This is a genomic window from Allobosea sp. 05L423 (assembly GCF_056397745.1).
This window is the reverse complement of record NZ_JBFTOA010000008.1, coordinates 50,191-66,982: the sequence shown is the minus strand read 5'-3', so window position 1 is coordinate 66,982 and position 16,792 is coordinate 50,191. Positions and strand designations below refer to the sequence as shown.

Sequence of the window (16,792 nt, the reverse complement as noted above, 5' to 3'; positions counted from 1 at the left end):
TCATGGTCGGGCTTGCCCCGGCCATCCACGTCTTCGCTTCGTCGAAGGCTGTGTTCAAGACGCGTCATGCTCGCCACAAGGACGAGCATGACGCGTTGAGTAGCAGCAGGCTCAGCCGGCCGTAGCCTGGCCCGCCTCCCAGCCGAGGATGGCGCGCTTGCGTGTCAGGCCCCAGTGATAGCCGGTGAGCGCCCCGGACTTGCCGATGACGCGATGGCAAGGCACCACGAAGGAGATCGGGTTCTTGCCGACGGCCATGCCGACGGCCCGCGCCGCGCTCGGCTTGCCGATGTGGTTGGCGACGTCGCCATAGGTCGTCGCGCAGCCGACCGGGATCCGCAGCAGCGTCTCCCAGACCCGGACCTCGAAATCGGTGCCGATCAGCACGACGCGCAGCGGCGTCTCCGCCGACCAGGCCTTGGGCTCGAAGATGCGGCCGGCATAGGGCGCCGTCAGCATGGGATCGTAGCGATAGTCGGCATGGGGCCAGCGGCGCATCATGTCGGCCAGAGCCTCGGCGCGCCCGCCGACGACCTTGCCGCCATCGACGCTGTTCGAAACCCAGCCGAGCCCGGCGAGCCCGCGGTCCGTCACCACGATCAGCGCCTCCCCGAAGGGAGAGGCATGGAAGCCGTAGGAGAGCTTCAGCCCCTCTCCACCCAGCTTCCACTCGCCGGGCGACATCGCCTCATGCGTCACGAAGAGGTCGTGCAGCCGTCCGGGACCGGAAAGCCCGACTTCGAGCGCGGTGTCGAGGATGCTGGCGGAGGAGGCGAGCAGGCCCTTGGCGTGGTCGAGCGTGATCGCCTGCAGGAAGGCCTTGGGCGTCAGGCCGCACCAGCGCCGGAAGAGATGGTGGACATCGGTCGGGGTGGCGCCGGCCGCATCCGCGATCGCCTCGATCGTCGGCTGCTCGCGCCAGTTATGGGTGATGAAGGCCAGGATGCGGCGGACGGTATCGTAATCCGAGCCAGGCGCCACGGCCGGGAAATCGGCTTCGCTCGGCATCGCTTCGGCGGCCCGCGCCAGCACCGCATTGGAAAAGCGCGTCGGGGTCATCGCCGTTTTCATCGGAGCATGAGCGTTCATGGCTTGAAACCTCGCATCATTCGTCATGATGCGAATCTAGGGCGCCGACCATGCCGTTCCCACCCGAAAGCTGGCAAGGGCGGGCTTGCCTCCGCTATATCTTTCCTGCCCCGAGCAGCGAGACCGAACCGGATTGACCATGCCGACCGCCGCAAGCGCCATCGTCGATCTCTACGAACGCCACGCCGCTGCCTTCGACCGGCTGCGCGGCAAGACGTTGTTCGAGGGCGCATGGCTGGACCGTTTCCTCGCGCTTGTTCCCGAGCATGCCACGATCCTCGACATCGGCTGCGGCTCCGGCGAGCCGATCGCGCGTCATGTCCTTGCAAAGCGTCACGCCGTCACCGGCATCGACTCCGCCCCTTCTCTGATCGAACTCTGCCGCCAACGTTTCCCGCAGGCCGAATGGCATGTGCAGGACATGCGCCACCTCACACTCGGCCGCCGTTTCGACGGGCTGATCGCCTGGGACAGCTTCTTCCACCTGACGCCGGAGGATCAGCGGGCGATGTTCCCGGTCTTTGCCGCGCACGCCGCCGCGACCGCAGCGCTGATGTTCACCAGCGGGCCGTCGCATGGCGAAGCGGTCGGCTCCTTCGAGGGCGAGCCGCTCTATCACGGCAGCCTGGCGCCGGAGGAGTATCGCGCGCTTCTGGCGGAGCACGGCTTTTCCGTCGTCGCGCATGTCGTCGAGGATGCAAGCTGCGGCGGTCACACGATCTGGCTCGCCCGCAAGGGCTGATCGTCTTAGGTTGCGCCGTAATCGGGGCCTCGCCGCGCGCTCGCCAGTGCCTTTCCCAGCGCATCGGCGAAACCGGCGCGCTCCTGCGGCGAGAGCGCGGTCGCGACCGCGACACTCCGGCCGCGCGAGACCAGCGTAAGGCCGAGCAGGCCGTAATCCTCGTCGGTCTGGCGTTCGAGCCGCGTCCAGGCAGGGTTTGAGCGCCAGACCGCTTCGCGGCCGTGATGCGAGACCTTGCGCAGCAAGACCTCCAAGGGCGTCACCACGATGCGCTCGAAGGCGCGCGCATGACGGAAATTGACATGGAAGGCGATGAACAGCGCCAACACGTCGACGCCGAAGAAGCCGGCGACCGGCCAGGCGCCGAGCACGACGAAGGGAATCGAGGAGATCACGCTCGCCAGGCAGACCAGCGTCATCACGATGCGCAGACCATTCCGGCCGAGAGAACGATGCGGTGTGATCGTCGCATCGAAGACGGGCCGCCGCGCGGCGTCTGCGCTGTCGCTGACTGGGCTCTTGCCGGGGTTCATAGCGGCATTATAACGCCGTCATGGATCAGCAGAACAGGCCCGCACGTGCCCGCGCCCCGGCGAAACGCATCACGTTGCCGCGTGCCCGAAAGCCGGCCGAGATCCGCGAGATATTCGAGCGCTTCCGCGCCGCCAACCCCGAGCCCAAGGGCGAGCTGGAATCCGTGAACGCCTTCACGCTGCTGGTCGCCGTCGTGCTCTCGGCGCAGGCGACCGATGCCGGCGTCAACAAGGCGACGCGCCCGCTCTTCGCCATCGCCGACACGCCGGAGAAGATGCTGGCGCTCGGCGAAGACAAGGTCCGCGACTACATCAAGACGATCGGCCTCTACCGCAACAAGGCGAAGAACCTCGTCGCGCTCTGCGAGAAGCTGATCGCCGAGTTCGGAGGCGAGGTGCCGACGACGCGCGAAGCGCTGGAAAGCCTGCCGGGCGTCGGCCGCAAGACCGCGAATGTCGTGCTCAACATCGCCTTCGGCGAGATCACCCACGCCGTCGACACCCATGTCTTCCGCGTTTCGAACCGGCTCCGGCTCGCGCCCGGCAAGAATGTGCTGCAGGTCGAGCTCGGCCTGGAGAAGGCGATACCGGAGGAGTTCGGCCGGCATGCCCATCACTGGCTGATCCTGCACGGGCGCTACACCTGCAAGGCGCTGAGGCCCGAATGCGGGCGCTGCATCCAGAACGATCTCTGCGACTCTCCCGACAAGCGCGTCGTCTGAACCTCCCGCTTGATCCCTGGTCGGCTTGACAGCCTTCCACCGCTGGGCTGAGCTTCGTGGGCCGGATGCCTTGGGGGCTCGGAGAAGCCTGAGAGTCTGCGGCAGAGGAAGCTCAGGAGGTCATCGAGATGAAGCGTTTCGTCCTCGCGGCGAGCATCGCCGTTGCCGCCATTTCCATTCACGCAAGCGCGTTCGCGCAATCGAAAGGCCCGGTCGTCGGGGTCAGTTGGTCGAACTTCCAGGAAGAGCGCTGGAAAACCGACGAAGCCGCGATCAAGGCGGCAGTCGAGAAGGCGGGCGGCACCTATCTTTCGGCGGATGCGCAGTCTTCGCCGGCCAAGCAGCTCACCGATGTCGAGAGCCTGATCGCGCGCGGCGCCAAGGCGATCATCGTGCTGGCGCAGGACGCGCAGGCCATTCGCCCGGCCGTCGAGAAGGCGGTGAACGAGGGCATCGTGGTAGTCGGCTATGACCGGCTGATCGAAATCCCGCAGGCCTTCTACCTGACATTCGACAATGTCGAGGTCGGCCGGATGATGGCGCGTGAGATCCAGAAGGCAAAGCCGGAGGGCAACTACGTCTTCATCAAGGGCTCGAGCTCCGATCCCAATGCCAACTTCCTCTACCAGGGCTCGATCGAGGTGCTGAAGCCGGCGATCGACGGCGGCAAGATCAAGAATGTCGGCGAAGCCTTCACCGATGGCTGGCTGCCGGCCAACGCCCAGCGCAACATGGAGCAGATCCTGACGCGCAACCAGAACAAGGTCGATGCGGTGATCGCCGCGAATGACGGCACCGCCGGCGGCGCCATCGCGGCGATGGATGCGCAGGGCCTCTCCGGCTCCGTGCCGGTCTCCGGCCAGGACGCCGACCGCGCGGCGCTCAACCGCGTCGCATTGGGCACGCAGACCGTGACGATCTGGAAGGATGCGCGCGAGCTCGGGCGCAATGCTGCCGAGATCGCGCTCAAGCTCGCCGGCGGCGCCAAGCTCTCCGAGATTCCGGGTTCGGCCGCTTGGGATCAGGGTCCTTCCAAGCAGAAGATGACGGCGCTCTTCCTCAAGCCCGTGCCCGTGACGAAGGACAACCTCGGCGTCGTGATCGAGGCCGGCTGGGCGCCGAAATCGGCGGTGTGCCAGGGCGTGGCGGCGGGCAAGGTCAAGGCCTGTGACTGAAGCCGCCCCCGCGCCGGCCAGTCCGGTGCAGGATGAGCGCAGCCTTGCCGATCGTTTGCGCGAGATCGAATTCGATCCGCGCATGATCGGCATGGTCGCCGCGCTCGCGGTGATCTGGCTCGGCTTCAACTGGCTGTCGGACGGCGCCTTCCTGACGCCGCGCAACCTGTGGAACCTGCTGGTCCAGACCGCCTCGATCGCGATCATGGCCTGCGGCATGGTGCTGGTCATCGTCACCCGCAATATCGATCTCTCGGTCGGCTCGATGCTCGGCTTCGTCGGCATGGTGGTGGGGCTGGTGCAGGTCCGCGTCCTGCCCGAGATCTGGGGCTTCGAGCATCCGCTGACCTGGCTGGTCAGCCTGCTCGTCGCGATGTGCCTCGGCGGGTTCGTCGGCCTGCTGCAGGGCGCGCTGATCGCCTATCTCGCCATCCCCTCCTTCATCGTCACGCTCGGCGGGCTTCTGGTCTGGCGCGGCGCCGCCTGGTGGGTCACGCAAGGCCAGACCATCGCGCCGATGGATTCGCGCTTCCGGCCGCTCGGCGGCGGCGTCGAGGGCGCCATCGGCACGAGCGCCTCCTGGGCGATCGGCATCGCGCTCTGCGCGGCGATCTGCGCCGGCGCGGCGCTGATCCGGCGCCGGCGCAAGCGCTTCGGCTTCGTGCTGCGCCCGCTCTGGGCCGAGATCGCGATCGCCGGCCTCGGCTGCGCCGCGGTGCTGGCGATGGTGATGGTGGCGAATGCCTATGCATTGCCGGCCGGCATCGCCCGGCGCCTCACCGAGGCAAAGGGGGGCATCTGGCCCGAAGGCGGCCTGGCCATCGGCCACGGGCTTGCCGTCCCCGTGTTGATCGCGCTCGCGGTCGGCGTCGTCATCACGTTCCTCGCCAATCGCCTGCGCTTCGGCCGCTATGTCTTCGCGATCGGCGGCAATCCCGAGGCGGCGCAGCTTTCCGGGGTGAACACCCGCAAGGTTCTGATGCTGGTCTTCGGGCTAATGGGCGTGCTCGTCGGCATCTCCGCCTGCATTTCGACAGCGCGCCTCAACGCTGCGACCAACTCCGCCGGCACGCTCGACGAGCTCTATGTCATCGCTGCCGCGGTGATCGGCGGCACCTCGCTGGCCGGCGGCGTCGGCACCATCGCGGGTGCGATGTTAGGGGCGCTGGTGATGCAGTCGCTGCAGTCCGGCATGGTGCTGATCGGCGTCGATGCGCCGCTGCAGAACATCGTCGTCGGCATCGTGCTCGTCCTCGCGGTCTGGCTCGACGGCGTCTACCGCAAGCGGTTGAGCTGAGGAGGGAGCGATGAGCATCGCGGAACCGGCTGATCTCGCCGAGACGCATCCCGGCCAGGGGACGCCGCTGATCGCGATGCGCGACATCTCGATCGCCTTCGGTGGCATCAAGGCGGTCGATGGAGCCAGCGTCGACCTGATGCCGGGCGAGGTCGTCGGCCTGCTCGGCCATAACGGAGCCGGCAAATCGACGCTGATCAAGATCCTGTCCGGCGCCTACCGCGCCGACGCCGGCACAATCCATGTGAATGGCGAGGAGGCCGCAATAGCGAGCCCGCGCGACGCCAAGCGCCACGGTATCGAGACGATCTACCAGACGCTCGCGCTCGCCGATAATGTCGACGCCGCCGCCAACATCTTCCTCGGCCGCGAACTCCTGACCGGCTGGGGTACGCTCGACGACGCGACGATGGAGTCGGAAACCCGCAAGGTGATGGGCCGGCTCAATCCGCATTTCCGCCGCTTCAAGGAGCCGGTGAGGGCGCTATCGGGCGGCCAGCGCCAATCGGTCGCGATCGCCCGCGCCATCTATTTCAACGCGCGCGTGCTGATCATGGATGAGCCCACTGCGGCCCTCGGCCCTGCCGAGACGAAGCAGGTCGCCGAGCTGATCCTGCAGCTCAAGAAGCAGGGGATCGGCATCTTCCTGATCAGCCATGATTTGCACGATGTCTTCGACCTCGCCGACCGCGTCACGGTGATGAAGAACGGCAAGGTGGTCGGCACGGCGCGCACCGCCGACGTCACCCAGGACGAGGTGCTGGGCATGATCATCTCGGGCAAATGCCCACCGGCCGCGGTGGCCGGCCCCGGCGCGCTGCGTAGCTAGACCGCACCGGAGCCTTCTGGAGCGGCAGGAGCGCAAGGCTCCTCAGGCCGTCGCATGCGGCTCGTGCCGATAATCCCAGACCGCCCAGGCCGAGATCGCCGCAGTCAGCAGGCCGACGACCATATGAGGCCAGAAGGCGCGGAGGTTACCGGTAAAGCCGAGCACCCAGGGCGAGGCTACCAGCCAGAGCCCGAGCGCGAGATTCAGCCATTCCTCCCATTCGGCGAACGCCGAAAGCGCGGCGACCGCAATCACGGCGAGAGCCATGCCGACGATCCAGGCATTGCGCGTCGGCAGGAAGTCGCCGACGAAGCCCATGAACCATGGTGAGAAGAAAAGCAGCCCGGCCAGGATCAGATTACACCAGTCCTGTGGTCGCCTGGCGTTCGTATTCACGGTCAACATGATCACCTCCATCGGTGACGATCATCCAACCACTACGCCTCGCACACGAGGCGCTTGGCCATTTTTATTATACGCTCAGGGTAGCAATAGCTCAAGAACAGAATAAGAACGACCGGAAACCGGTCCAACCGGCCGCCGGCCAGAATAATGTGAGCCGCACCGCCGCGCTCAACCAAGCCGGCGGTGCGGGCGATCTCACTTCGCGTCGAGCAGTTCCTTCACAGAGAGCAGGACGAGTTCGTTGTCATCCGCCTTCTTGGGATCGCGCGAGGAGGAGAACGGCAGATTGTTGTCGTTGCCGACGACGATGATGCCCTTGGCGCGATCGACGACATCGACGTTCTCGATGGTGAAGAAGGGGAAGGGCAGCACGCCGTCGATGGCGCCCTGTTTCGCCTTCTTGTCGGGGTCGGCGATCTTCATCAGGTCGATGAAGCCGATCTTGCGCACGGGCTTGCCGACATTGGCGTCGGTCATCTCGATCTTCACGATGCGCTTGAACCTGGCGAGGTCGTGGAAGCAGTCCGGACCCTTCTGGCTGGCGGCGCAGGCCTTGTCGGCCGTGCCTTCGCCGTTGTCGCGCTCGATGATCAGCGCTGTCGTGGCGTCGATCATGTTGAAGTCGCCGATGGCGAGGCCCTTCTGCTCCAGCGGGAAGAACCAGGAGCGGCCGGTCCACTTCTCGTTGGCGACATCGAACTCGAGGATGCGCAGCACTTCCTTGCCGTCGACCTCTTCATTGCCCTTGGTCTCGGCGTTCCAGAGCGGCCCCTCCAGCAGCGGATAGAGGAAGCGGCCGTCGGGAGACTGCGCCATGCCCTCATAGCCCTTGGAGCGGCGGACATTGAATTCGACGGACTGGTTCGGTGCGCCGGGCGTCGTCACGGCGTAATGGTCGGGCGAGCGGGCCGGCTTGCCATCGACCGTGGTCTCGAACACCGCCTCGACCTTGCCGTTGGCATCGACGCGGATGAGATAGGGCCCGAACTCCTCACCGATCCAGTACTTGCCGCCGATCGGCTGGATCGATTCCGGGTCGAAGTCGGCGCCGGTCAGATAGCGCTTCTCCGTGCCTTCATGGACGATGCGGAACGGCACCTTCTTGTCGGGGTCGTGCAGGAAGGTGGTCGAGAGACGCTCGATCGCGCCCTTGTCGAAATCGGCCTTGAGACGATGGAAGAACAGCATCGCGTCGGGCGAGTTCACCTTGGTGCCGAAGCCATTATCGGTCAGCACGAGGAACTCGCCGTTGCCGAGCGAACGGATGCCGGAGAAACCCTGGACCGGCTGGCCGGCGAAGGGGGTGGAAAGGCCGGTCGGGCGCCCGCCCGAGGTGCCCATCACCGTGCCGACGGCTTCGACGCGCTTGCCCGGCGTCACGAACTTGCCGGACACCTTGAGATCGGCCGGCGCATCGGCGGGCGCCGGAATGATCGTGTTTGCCGGCAGCAGGGCTTGGCCGACGAGCTTGGACGGAAATTCCTTCTGGGCGTCCTGGGCCCCGGCGAGCATGGTCGAGGACAGAAGCAGGGCAATGGCGAGCGACGAGCGCATGAAATCCTCCGGACTGGAAAAGACCAGTCCGCTTCGCGCGCCGGGATTGCGACCCGACGACAGCGCTGCGACCGTTCGGTGACGGTCGCAGCGGAGGCGCTCAGTATCCTCTGGCCGGATCGACCAGGTGCTGCAGAGGCTCGCCGGCTTCCAGCCGCCTGATCTGCGCCGTGATCAGCGAAGCGATCGCTTCCGGCTCCGACATCGCCGCGTTATGCGGCGTGATCGTCACGCCCGGATGGCTCCAGAGCGGCGAGGCGGTCGGCAGCGGCTCGGTCTCGAAGACATCGAGCGTCGCGCCCTTCAATGTCCCCGCGTCGAGCGCCGCCAGGATATCCTCTTCGACCTGCAACCCACCGCGCCCGGCATTGATGACGACCGGACCGCCGAGGCGCCCATTCTGGGCCAGGGCAGCGATCAGCCCGGCATTGATGATGCCGCGCGTCTCCGGCGTGAGCGGCACGAGGCAGACGAGGATGTCCGTCCGCGCGAGGAAGTCCTTCATGCCCTCTTCGCCCGAGAAGGTGCGCAGCCCCTCGATGTTCTTCTGCGAGCGGCTCCAGCCGGCAACGTCGAAGCCGATGACCTTGAGCTTGGCCGCCGCATCCAATCCGAGTTCGCCCAGCCCCATGATGCCGACACGAACCGAGCGGGCCGCCGGCTGGTTACGGTCATCCTCCCAGAGCTTCTCGCGCTGCTGGCTGATGTAGCGGTGCTGCTGGCGCAGATACATCAGGCAGTGCAGCACGACGTACTCGCTCATCCGCGTGGTCAGATCGGGATCGACGACGCGGGCGATCGGCACGGCCGGCAGCTTGTCGTCGGCGAAGAGAAAGTCCACGCCGGCGCCAAGCGAGAAGATCGCGGCGAGATTGGGCAGGCCTGTCAGGCTGCCGGCCGGGTGCTTCCAGCTCGCGACATAGTGGACCGCGCGGCGGTCGAAGGGCTCGCCGAGAACCACGATAGGCATCTCAGGCAGCATCGCCTGAAACCGGGCACGCCAATCCTCGACATGCCAGCCCGTCATGGCCAGAAGCAAACTCATGCCGACACCCTCTCCGTGATCCGTTCGGCGACCAGCGGGCCGCGCGCCGCACCCTCGCCGATCCGATAAGCCTTGCGCAAGCGCGTACTCGCCGCAGCGAAGTGCGCCTCGTCGCGGGCGTGAACGATCCCGATCGGACGCTCCGGGCCAACCGCTTCACCGATGCCAGCCAGTTCGACGATGCCAACGGCATGGTCGATCGGATCCTGCGGGCGGACGCGACCGCCACCGAGCGCGACGACCGCAAGCCCGACCGCGCGCGTGTCGACCGCGACGACAGACCCAGCGGTCTCCGCGAAGACCGGCTTCACGATCGGCGCGGCGGCGAGGTGTTTTGCCGGCTTTTCCAGTAAATCCGCCGGTCCTCCAAGCGCCACCACCATCCGGGCGAAGCGTTCGGCCGCGGCGCCCGAGGCGAAGGCAGTCTCGATCTTCGCGCGCGCCGCCTCGAGATCGGCGGCAAGCCCGCCGAGCAGCAACATTTCGGCGCCCAGCGCGACCGTGACCTCATGGAAGCGCTCCTCGCGGCGGCGGCCGGTCAGATGGTCGAGCGCATAGGCGACCTCGAGCGCGTTGCCGGCGACCGAGGCAAGCGGCTCGTCCATGTCGGTCAGCAGCGCGTGCGTCGGCAGGCCGGAATCGTTGGCGACGCTGACCAGGGCCTGGGCCAGAGCCTGGGCCTTGGCATAATCGGGCAGGAAGGCGCCGGAGCCGAACTTCACGTCCATGGCGAGGCCATGGAGGCCGGCAGCGAGCTTCTTCGACAGGATCGAGGAGACCAGCAGCGGAATGGTTTCCACCGTCGCCGTCACGTCGCGGATGGCATAGAGCCGCTTGTCGGCCGGAGCGAGATCCGCGGTCTGACCGATGATGGCGCAGCCGGTTTCGCGCACGACCTTGCGGAACAGGTTGATGCCCGGCTGGGTGACATAGCCCGGCACCGCATCCAGCTTGTCGAGCGTGCCGCCGGTGTGGCCGAGGCCGCGCCCGGAGATCATCGGGACATACCCGCCGCAAGCCGCGACCGCAGCCGCGAGCGGCAGGCTCACCGTATCGCCGACGCCGCCGGTCGAGTGCTTGTCGAGGGCCGGACCGGGCAGATCGTCCCAGCGCAGCACGGTGCCGGAATCGCGCATGGCGAGGGTGAGTGCGACGCGCTCCTTCTCGTTCATGCCGTTGAAATAGACCGCCATGGCGAAGGCCGCCGCCTGTCCTTCGGTTACCGAGCCGTCGGTCAATCCTGCGATGATCTGGCGGATATCGGCATCGGGCAATTCGGCCCCGTCGCGCTTGGCGGCGATGATTTCCTGGGTCAGGCGCATTCAATAGCTCCCGGACAGCTGCGCCCCAGGCGCAGCGCCGCCGATCTCTTCGACGAGAGCGGCATAGAGGCCGCTCGCGCCGAAACGGAAAGTCGCGGGCGTCGCCCAGTCCGGCCCCATCATGGCATCGGCGAGAGCGAGGTAGCTCTTCGCGTCAGCCAATGTGCGGATGCCGCCGGAGGGCTTGAGCCCGACGGGCCGCGCCGTCATGCCGATCACGCCCAGCATGGCACGCGCCGCCGGGATGCTGGCCGAGCGCGCGGTCTTGCCCGTCGAGGTCTTGATGAAATCGGCGCCGGCGGCAATGGCGAGCTCTGAAGCGACCCGGACCTTGTCGAGATCGGGGTATTCGCCGGTTTCGAGGATGACCTTCAGCAGCTTGTCGCCGCAACCCCTCTTGACGTTGCGGACCATGGCGCCCGCTGCGGTGAGCTGCCCGGCCAGGACGGCACGCCAGGGCAGGACGAGGTCGATCTCGTCGGCGCCGGCCTCGAGCGCCTCCTCGGTCTCGCGGACCACCGGCGCAATCGGGGTGTCGCCATCCGGAAAATTCACGACCGTCGCGATGCGTACGGGGCTGTCGCCGAGCGCTTCGCGCGCCGCCGCGACGAAGCGCGGCCAGAGACAGACCGCCGCAACCGGCACAGGGCCGGAGACGGCGCGCCGGCACAGGTCGCGCGCGCCGTCGGCGGTCGCGTCATCGGCGAGATCGGTCAGATCGAGCAGTGCGAGCACGCGCGTGGCGATATCCGCATCCGACATGGCTCAGAGCTCCGAAAGGAAGGCGCGCAACAGGCGCCGTAGAGCGGACGACGCAATGGCGGCGACATCGCGCGTCTCGGTGTGGTGCGGCGCGCCGCCATGGAGGCCGGCGCCCATATTGGTGACGACCGATAGCCCGGCGACGCGGATGTCATGGCGCCGCGCCAGGATGACTTCCGGCACCGTCGACATGCCGACGAGATCGGCGCCGAGGGTCTTCGCCATGCGGATCTCGGCCGGCGTCTCGAAGCTCGGGCCGGAGAACCACATATAGACGCCCTCGCCCAGCGGAACCGCCACCTTCTGCGCAGCCCGCTTCAGCCGGCCGCGCAGATGCGGATCATAGGCATCGACCATCGGCACGAACCGGCCATCGCCCTGGTCGCCGACCAGCGGGTTAGGTCCGTTGAGATTGATATGGTCGGTGATGATGGCGAGGCTGCCCGGCCGCATCGCGGGGGACAGCGATCCGGCCGCGTTGGTCAGGATCAGCGGTGGCGAGCCGAAGGCCGTGAGAACACCGAGCGGGACGCGCATGACGGCCGGGTCGCCGCCTTCGTAATAATGGGCGCGGCCCTGGTAGATCAGGATCTTGCGGCCATGCAGCGTGCCGTAGCAGAGCTGGCGGGCATGGCCGGAAACCTCGCCGCGCGGAAAGCCGGGCAATTCGGCATAGGGAATGCGCACCGCATCCTGCACATCCTCGGCGATGGAGCCGAGGCCGGTGCCGAGCACAAGCGCGCAATCGATCGTGTCGATGCCGCGCTCGGCCAATACGGATGCCGCCTCGTCGAAGACCGGATCGGCCGCCATTAGTTCCTCTCCCCGGCCGCCGCAGCAGCAGTCGCAAATCACCGCGGCAAATTGGCCGGTCCGAAGGAGGCTGGCAACAGCTCCGCCAGGGTGAAACGCGCGCGGATGCCTTCAGGTCCCGCGATCGCCACCGGCGTCTCGGGCGCCGCGAATTCGCGAATGCGCTGGCGGCAGGCGCCGCAGGGCGTGACGAGTTCCGGGCCTTCGCCGAAGACGAGGATCGCGCGGATCGCTTTCCCGCCCCCGGCGACCATCGCGGAGATGGCGCCTGCCTCTGCGCAGGTACCGACCGGATAGGCCGCGTTCTCGACATTGCAGCCGACATGGATGACGCCGTCGTCGGAGAACAGCGCCGCGCCCACCCTGAAGCGCGAATAAGGCGCATAGGCGCGCGGCTGGATCGCTGCTGCCGCGGCGAAGAGAGCATCGAAATCGGGCAGGGCCGGCAAATCAGCGTTCCTTGACATAGGGCAGGCCTGAGGCCTTGGGCGGCGTCGCCCTGCCGATAAATCCCGCTAGCAGGACAATGGTCATCAGATAGGGCAAGGCCTGGATCGCTTCCACCGGAACGAGGCCAACCCCCGGCAGGCTGACACCCTGGAGCCGGATCGCGACCGCATCGAGCAGGCCGAAGAGCAGACAGGCGCCGAGCGCGGGCCAGGGCCGCCAATTGGCGAAGATGACAGCCGCAAGCGCGATGAAGCCACGCCCGGCCGTCATATGCGGCAGGAAGCCGGCCGATTGCGCGGCGGCGAGATAGGTGCCGCCGATGCCGCAGAGCACGCCGCAGATCGCGACCGCGCCGTAGCGCAGGCCGGCGACCGAGATGCCGGCGGTATCGACCGCCGCCGGGTTCTCGCCGACGGCGCGGATGCGAAGGCCGAAGCGCGTCCGGCCGAGCACAAAGGCGGTAACGGCCACGCAGATGAAGGCGAGATAGGCCGGCGCGGCATGGCCCGAGACGACCTCGTCATAGAACAGGCCGAGAATCGGAACATGTTCGCGCGCCCAGGGAGCGAAGGGCAAGGTGAGCTCGCCGAAGCGCGCAGCGCCTTCCAGCGAGGGCGTGCGCCCGCCCTGCCCGTACCAGGCATTGCCGAGGACGACGGTGAGCCCCGCCGCCAGCATGTTGACGGCGACGCCGGAAACGATCTGGTTGCCGCGCCAGGTGATGGCGGCGAAGCCGTGGACCAGCGCGAGTGCGAGCGCGGCGAGAATGCCAGCACCCAAACCCGCCCAGGCCGAGCCAGTGACGAAGGCCGCGACCGCAGAGGCGAAGGCCGCGATCAGCATCTTGCCCTCAAGGCCGATATCGACGACGCCGGCCCGCTCCGACCAGAGGCCAGCCATCGCGGCGCAGATCAGCGGGACCGACAACCGGATCGTCGAATCGAGCACGACGGCGAGCGTCTGAAGCCAATCCATCAGGCGTTACCCCCGCCGATGCGCAGCACGCCCGCAACCAGGCGTCGAAAGAGCCCGTCGAGCGCTCCTGCGAAGAGGATGAGGACGCCGCCGATCACGACAACCATGTCGCGGGTGATGGTCGGCTTGTCGAAGGAAAGCTCGGCCCCGCCCTGGTAGAGGACGCCGAAAAGCAGGGCCGCAAGCGCGACACCCAGGGGATGGCCGCGCCCCATCAGCGCCACCGCGATGCCGACAAAGCCGTATCCGGCGGTGAAGTCGAGCACCAGCCGATGCTGCACGCCGAGCGCCTCATTGACCGCGAGACCGCCGGCGAGCGCGCCGGAGATCGCCATCGCGATCATGGTGACCGCAGCCGGCGAAATGCCTGCATAGGCGGCGGCGCGCGGATTGGCGCCGACGGTGCGGATCGCATAGCCGAGCCGCGAGCGATAGATCAGCAGCCAGACTGCGACGAGTGCCATCAGGGCCAGCAGGAAGGCACTGTTGAGCGGGGTGGAAGGCAAGTTCAGCCCGAGCGGGGCGAGGAGCTGGTGCATCGGCGTCAGCACCGCCTGCGCCGGGAAATCCGGCGTCTCCGGCTGCATCGAACCGGGCTTCCCGATCACTTCGCGCAGGAGGTAGACGATCAGCGTCGCCGCGACGAAGTTCAGCATGATCGTGGTGATGACGACATGGCTGCCGCGCTTCGCCTGCAGCCAGCCGGGGATGAAGGCCCAGAGCGCGCCACCCGCCGCCGCCGCCAGGATCGCGATGGGAACGGCGAGGACGCCCGGCGCCCAGGACAGGCCGAGGCAGGCGATCGCCATCGCGATGCCGGCCGCGGTCGCCTGGCCCTCGCCACCGATATTGAACAGCCCGGCATGGAAGGCGACCGCCACGGCAAGCCCCGTGAAGATGAAATTCGTCGTGTAGTACAGCGTGAAGCCGATGCCCTCGGCGCTGCCGAGCGCACCGCGCAGCAGGAGCGCGGTCGCTTCCAGCGGGTTCTCGCCGATGCCGATGACCACGAGGCCGGCGACGAGCAAGGCCGCCGCTACCGAGACGAGCGGCACCAGCGCGATGTCGGCCCAACGCGGCAGGTCGACCGGGGCCGCGCTCATCCGGCCAGCGTCACGTTGCCGGCGGTGTCGAGCGGGAAGAAGGGGTTGTGGGCAAGCTCCCAGAGATGGCCGTCCGGATCGGCGACATAGCTGGAATAGCCGCCCCAGAACACCTTCTGAGGCTTCTTCACGGCTGTCGCCCCCGCCGCAACCATCTCCGCGAACACCGCATCGACCTCCGCCTCGCTGCGCAGGTTGTGCGCAAGGGTGATGCCGGCGAAGCCGGCCGCCCCGTCGGGCACCTGCGCGTCCTTCGCCAGTTCGGTCCGCGGAAACAGCGACAGGCCGATGCCGTTCAGCTGGAAAAAGGCGACACTGCCCTGCCGTGGCTCGATCTCGTTCCACCCCAGCGCAGCATAGAAGCGCCGCGACCGTTCGAGGTCGGCGACGCCGAGCGTCACCAATGTCAGCCTCTGTTCCATCATGCGGCCTCCTCTACGCCAGCCATGAGCAGGCCCAGCTCGCGCTCATCCGCGCCAGACCCAGCTCGTTCGCCGGTAATCCGGCCGCCGCACATGGCAATGATTCGGTCGGAGAGCGCCATCACCTCCTCGAGCTCGACAGAAACCAGCAGGATCGCGACGCCGGCATCGCGCAATTCGACCAGCCGGCGATGGATGAACTCGATCGCGCCGATGTCGACGCCGCGTGTCGGCTGGCCGACGAGCAGCACCTTGGGATGCCGCTCGATCTCGCGGGCGAGCACGATCTTCTGCTGGTTGCCGCCGGAGAACTTCGCGGTCTTCAGCGCCGGATCGGGCGGGCGCACGTCATAAGCCGCAAAGGCCTCGCGCGCATGGGCCTCGATCCGCGTGGGCGACAGGAGCGGGCCGGCGCCGAAGGCGGGATCGTGCTGATAGCCGAGGATCGCGTTCTCGGCGGCCGAGAAGGTGGTGACGAGGCCGCTGCGGTGGCGATCCTCCGGGATATGCATCAGCCCGAGCTGGCGCAGCCGTGCCGGGTGGCGATCGGCGCCCGACAGAATCTCGCCGCCGAGGCGGATGACGCCGCGCGTCGGCTGGATCAACCCGGCGAGCACTTCGAGGAGTTCGCTCTGGCCGTTGCCGGCGACGCCGGCGATGCCGACGATCTCGCCGGCATGGAGGGTCAAGCCGACGTCCCGCAAGGTTTCGGCCCCGCGCGCATCGCGGCAGGACAGACCGGCCGCCTCCAGCACGGGCGCGCCGCGCTCGCGCGGCGGCTTCTCGACCCGCAGCAGCACGCGCCGGCCGACCATTGCCTCGGCGAGCGCCGGCGGCGAGGTCTCGGCCGTGGCGACATGGGCAACCATCTCGCCACGGCGCATCACCGAGACCTTGTCGGTGACATCCATGATCTCGCGCAGCTTGTGGGTGATCAGGATCACCGTCTTGCCCTGCGTCTTCAGCGCCCTGAGCAGGGCGAAGAGCTGATCGGCTTCGGCAGGCGTCAGCACCGCGGTCGGCTCGTCGAGGATCAGGATCTCCGCGCCGCGATAGAGCGCCTTCAGGATCTCGACGCGCTGCTGCAGGCCAACCGAGAGCTCGCCGACGATCGCATCGGGATCGATGGCGAGGCCATAGTCCTGAGAAAGCCTGGCCAGCGCCGCCCGCGCCTTCGCCAGACCGCCCTTGAGGAAGGCGCCGCCTTCGGCACCGAGCACCACGTTCTCGACCACGCTCAGCGTCTCGACCAGCATGAAGTGCTGGTGGACCATGCCGATCCCCGCCGCGATCGCATCCGCCGAGGAACGGATGCGGCGCGGCGTGCCGCCGATCCTGATTTCGCCGTCATCGGCCTCGTAGAAGCCGTAGAGAATCGACATCAGCGTCGATTTGCCGGCGCCGTTCTCGCCGACGATGCCGTGGATCGAGCCGGCGGCGACCGTCAGCGAGACGTCCTTGTTGGCCGCGACGGCGCCGAAGCGCTTGGAGATGCCAACGAGCTCGATGGCCGCCGGCGAGGGCGCGCCTTTGGCTGATGCTGCACTCAAGGGA

18 protein-coding genes are annotated in these 16,792 nt (G+C 67.5%); 5 read left to right on the top strand and 13 right to left on the bottom strand.

Annotated elements, in window-relative coordinates:
• Positions 1 to 111: 111 nt before the first annotated feature.
• On the bottom strand, positions 112 to 1,008 hold the full coding sequence (locus tag AC1DNE_RS18460; RefSeq protein ID WP_441471345.1) for a methylated-DNA--[protein]-cysteine S-methyltransferase: 897 nt from the start codon (positions 1,006 to 1,008) through the stop codon (positions 112 to 114).
• Between the two features lie 220 nt (positions 1,009 to 1,228).
• On the opposite strand from AC1DNE_RS18460, the gene AC1DNE_RS18455 reads away from it, so the two are divergent.
• Positions 1,229 to 1,831 (top strand): class I SAM-dependent DNA methyltransferase, encoded by a 603-nt coding sequence (locus AC1DNE_RS18455; RefSeq protein WP_476766703.1) that lies wholly within the window; start codon positions 1,229 to 1,231, stop codon positions 1,829 to 1,831.
• 5 nt (positions 1,832 to 1,836) lie between these two features.
• On the opposite strand, the gene AC1DNE_RS18450 is transcribed toward AC1DNE_RS18455, so the two are convergent.
• Positions 1,837 to 2,364, bottom strand: coding sequence for a DUF2244 domain-containing protein (locus AC1DNE_RS18450; RefSeq protein WP_476766702.1), 528 nt, complete (start codon positions 2,362 to 2,364; stop codon positions 1,837 to 1,839).
• A 20-nt stretch (positions 2,365 to 2,384) separates the two neighbouring features.
• Between AC1DNE_RS18450 and nth the strand changes: the two genes are divergently transcribed.
• The 4 genes from nth (at position 2,385) to AC1DNE_RS18430 (ending at position 6,387) form a co-directional block, all read left to right on the top strand.
• Positions 2,385 to 3,086: an endonuclease III gene (gene nth / locus AC1DNE_RS18445; RefSeq protein ID WP_476766701.1), complete on the top strand. Its 702-nt coding sequence runs from the start codon at positions 2,385 to 2,387 to the stop codon at positions 3,084 to 3,086.
• 128 nt (positions 3,087 to 3,214) lie between these two features.
• Positions 3,215 to 4,261, top strand: a complete 1,047-nt coding sequence (xylF, locus tag AC1DNE_RS18440; protein WP_441471157.1) for a D-xylose ABC transporter substrate-binding protein — start codon at positions 3,215 to 3,217, stop codon at positions 4,259 to 4,261.
• Positions 4,254 to 5,558 carry a sugar ABC transporter permease gene (locus AC1DNE_RS18435; RefSeq protein WP_441471156.1) on the top strand — a complete coding sequence of 435 codons (1,305 nt, stop codon included), beginning with the start codon at positions 4,254 to 4,256 and terminating at the stop codon, positions 5,556 to 5,558. Before xylF ends, AC1DNE_RS18435 begins: the two co-directional genes overlap by 8 nt.
• 10 nt (positions 5,559 to 5,568) lie before the next feature.
• Positions 5,569 to 6,387, top strand: coding sequence for an ATP-binding cassette domain-containing protein (locus tag AC1DNE_RS18430; RefSeq protein WP_441471155.1), 819 nt, complete (start codon positions 5,569 to 5,571; stop codon positions 6,385 to 6,387).
• Between the two features lie 42 nt (positions 6,388 to 6,429).
• Here AC1DNE_RS18430 and AC1DNE_RS18425 read toward each other — a convergent pair whose 3' ends face one another.
• The 11 genes from AC1DNE_RS18425 to AC1DNE_RS18375 form a co-directional block, all read right to left on the bottom strand.
• Positions 6,430 to 6,792 (bottom strand): SPW repeat protein, encoded by a 363-nt coding sequence (locus AC1DNE_RS18425; protein ID WP_441471154.1) that lies wholly within the window; start codon positions 6,790 to 6,792, stop codon positions 6,430 to 6,432.
• Positions 6,793 to 6,987: 195 nt separating this feature from the next.
• Positions 6,988 to 8,346: an esterase-like activity of phytase family protein gene (locus AC1DNE_RS18420; RefSeq protein WP_441471153.1), complete on the bottom strand. Its 1,359-nt coding sequence runs from the start codon at positions 8,344 to 8,346 to the stop codon at positions 6,988 to 6,990.
• A gap of 100 nt (positions 8,347 to 8,446) precedes the next feature.
• A complete protein-coding gene (locus tag AC1DNE_RS18415) occupies positions 8,447 to 9,391 on the bottom strand; it encodes a 2-hydroxyacid dehydrogenase (protein WP_441471152.1) in 945 nt (314 codons plus the stop codon).
• Positions 9,388 to 10,713 (bottom strand): thymidine phosphorylase, encoded by a 1,326-nt coding sequence (deoA, locus tag AC1DNE_RS18410; protein ID WP_441471151.1) that lies wholly within the window; start codon positions 10,711 to 10,713, stop codon positions 9,388 to 9,390. Before deoA ends, AC1DNE_RS18415 begins: the two co-directional genes overlap by 4 nt.
• Positions 10,714 to 11,475: a deoxyribose-phosphate aldolase gene (deoC, locus tag AC1DNE_RS18405; protein ID WP_441471150.1), complete on the bottom strand. Its 762-nt coding sequence runs from the start codon at positions 11,473 to 11,475 to the stop codon at positions 10,714 to 10,716.
• A 3-nt stretch (positions 11,476 to 11,478) separates the two neighbouring features.
• Entirely contained in the window at positions 11,479 to 12,288 is an 810-nt protein-coding gene (locus AC1DNE_RS18400) for a purine-nucleoside phosphorylase (protein ID WP_441471149.1), read from the bottom strand.
• 38 nt (positions 12,289 to 12,326) lie between these two features.
• Positions 12,327 to 12,737: a cytidine deaminase gene (locus AC1DNE_RS18395; RefSeq protein WP_476766700.1), complete on the bottom strand. Its 411-nt coding sequence runs from the start codon at positions 12,735 to 12,737 to the stop codon at positions 12,327 to 12,329.
• 1 nt (position 12,738) lies between these two features.
• Complete coding sequence (locus tag AC1DNE_RS18390) at positions 12,739 to 13,713, bottom strand: ABC transporter permease (protein ID WP_441471147.1); 975 nt, start codon at positions 13,711 to 13,713, stop codon at positions 12,739 to 12,741.
• Positions 13,713 to 14,816, bottom strand: a complete 1,104-nt coding sequence (locus tag AC1DNE_RS18385; protein ID WP_441471146.1) for an ABC transporter permease — start codon at positions 14,814 to 14,816, stop codon at positions 13,713 to 13,715. The genes AC1DNE_RS18390 and AC1DNE_RS18385 overlap by 1 nt, the downstream gene beginning before the upstream one ends.
• Positions 14,813 to 15,241 carry a VOC family protein gene (locus tag AC1DNE_RS18380; protein WP_441471145.1) on the bottom strand — a complete coding sequence of 143 codons (429 nt, stop codon included), beginning with the start codon at positions 15,239 to 15,241 and terminating at the stop codon, positions 14,813 to 14,815. Before AC1DNE_RS18380 ends, AC1DNE_RS18385 begins: the two co-directional genes overlap by 4 nt.
• On the bottom strand, positions 15,238 to 16,788 hold the full coding sequence (locus tag AC1DNE_RS18375; RefSeq protein WP_441471144.1) for an ABC transporter ATP-binding protein: 1,551 nt from the start codon (positions 16,786 to 16,788) through the stop codon (positions 15,238 to 15,240). Before AC1DNE_RS18375 ends, AC1DNE_RS18380 begins: the two co-directional genes overlap by 4 nt.
• Positions 16,789 to 16,792: the final 4 nt, after the last annotated feature.